The sequence below is a fragment of the cf. Phormidesmis sp. LEGE 11477 genome, from assembly GCF_015207105.1.
Classification (GTDB): domain Bacteria; phylum Cyanobacteriota; class Cyanobacteriia; order Phormidesmidales; family Phormidesmidaceae; genus Phormidesmis.
Map to the genome: position 1 here is coordinate 1 of NZ_JADEXO010000243.1, position 2,169 is coordinate 2,169.

Annotated in this window: 1 pseudogene; it reads right to left on the reverse strand. The window is 53.3% G+C overall.

Annotated features, from left to right (window positions below):
- Nucleotides 1–2,169 (reverse strand): annotated as a pseudogene (locus tag IQ256_RS28980) (hypothetical protein); the annotation flags it as partial.

The window sequence follows — 2,169 nt, forward strand, 5'->3', positions numbered from 1 at the left end:
ATCCCAAATAGTCCCCGACTCTCAACGGCAATGTTGCCGCCTCGGCCTTCAAAAGCATTGGCGGTGATGTCACTGTTTTCAGCCGGGACCGCGATAATAAAGCCATCGCTAAAGGTGATATTGCCGCCGTTACCAGATGAGCCAGCCTGCCCGGCAGTAGTCGAGATTTCGCTACCGTTGCGTAGACGCAAAACGTCAGTAACGCGAAGGGTAATGTTACCGCCTTCGCCGGAGGCGCTAGTAGCGGCAATCGATCCTCGATCGAGCCGAAGCGATCGCGCCCATACATCAATATTGCCAGCATCTCCAGTTCCCTCGCCGCTGACAGATACTGTCGCCCCGTCTAGAATGCGAAAGTCTTCAGTCTCGACAAGAATATCGCCGCCCGTCCCTGCCGCCGTTTGAAAAGAAGAAGCCAACAGGCCACTGGCTATCCCCGTTTCTGTTGGATCGATTAGATCGACAGATTCTGAAGCTCTAACGGTGAGATTTCCAGCTTCTCCTGAGCCAAACGTTGTAGTAATTGCCTGTCCGCCGCCGCTGGCTCGCAGGCGTCTCGTTTGCAAATCAATATCGCCAGAAGGCGCATCTGTAAATGTTCCAGTGGCTAGCAGCGTACTTTCTAGCTGCAGATCCTCTTCGGCGATAATGCTGATATTGCCGCCTGCGCCGCTGCCTGCAGTGCTAGTAGAGATAAATGCGCCATCGCGCGCCGTGAACTGAGGCGTCGTAATTTTGACAGAACCCGCGTCGCCGCTGCTATTAGTCACCGTAGTGATGCCTTGGTCAAAATTGCTAGGATCTAACATCGCATTGAAAGCTGGCTCAATGATTTCTTGAAGCAGTGCATCGAAGCCTCTACCCGCAATCTCTACCGAATCCCGCGCTTGAATCCGAATATCGCCGCCAGCTTTAGCAGTGGTTGTCGAGGCATCAATATGACCATTATCGATCTGTAATGTGCCGATATCTATTTGAATGTCAGCGCCGCGACCGCTGCCTAATGCAGCGCTAAGAATGGCGGCCTGATCGCTAACGCTCAGGCTATCGGTTGTGATAGTTAACGGGCCAGCGTCACCGGCTCCTTCAGAACTAGAAGCAATACTGCTGACAAAGCTATTGTCACTAGTGGCTCCTGTCACTTCTACAGAATCTTCTACTCGGATGCTCAGCTCACCGCCGTTGCCAGCATCAAACGCCGACGTGCTAATAGAGCTACCGTCTTGTATGCGTAGCTGCCGAGCAGTCAAAGAAAGATTACCTGAGTTGCCTGGGCCAAAAGATGAGGCGGAGATGGCCGCGCCTCTGCTCAGGTTGACGCGATCGGCTTGAATACTGAGATTACCAGCATCCTCTCCGGTTAGTCCTGTGCCGGTTGTAATTAGAGCAAACCCTTGCAGGTCAATCTCATCCGCAACAATAGCAATATCTCCCCCTTGATCAAAAACAGCGGTGGTCACTAGCCCTGCCCCGTCTCGCAGGCTCAATCGCCCTGTATTCAGGCTAATTGTTCCAGCCTTGCCGCCGCCAAATGCTGGCGCAAAGATCGACGTGCCGGTGGTGACTAGCTCAGTAACCGCCGCTTCTGCCTCTACTCGGTTGGTGCTTGGAGTGAAGTCACCTGGAGAGATGCCCACTAGCTCGACAGACTCGGAAGCGCGAATATCGATATTGCCACCATCGCCTGTACTTTCTACATCGCCGTAGGCAAAAATGCCAAACGCACTGCTAAACGGAAAGACAAAATCGGGCTGGGTGAAAATCTGCAGTCGCTGCGTATCGACGACGACATCACCGGCATCGCCAGATCCAAAGTCCGCACTGGTAAAAAGGTTGGTATTGTTTAGCCTAACGTCAGTTTCGGCGTTGACGATGATGTTACCCGATACCGCAGCTTGCTCAAAACCCAGCAGCGGCCCTTGTGATTCGTCTCGCGTTCGCGATGCGATCGAGGTGCGATTAAACTCAATGGCCTCAGCCGAAAAGCGAATATCTCCGCCAACGCCGTCGCCGCTAATGCGATTGGCAATCCGAATATCCTCTGTTGTAATCCGGCCACCGCTAGTAATGGAGATTTGACCTGATTGCGCCCCGGATGAATCAATATCGCCTAGCCGGTTGATTGGATCGGGCGATCGCAGATCGATATTTCCCCCGGCAGTTATGCTC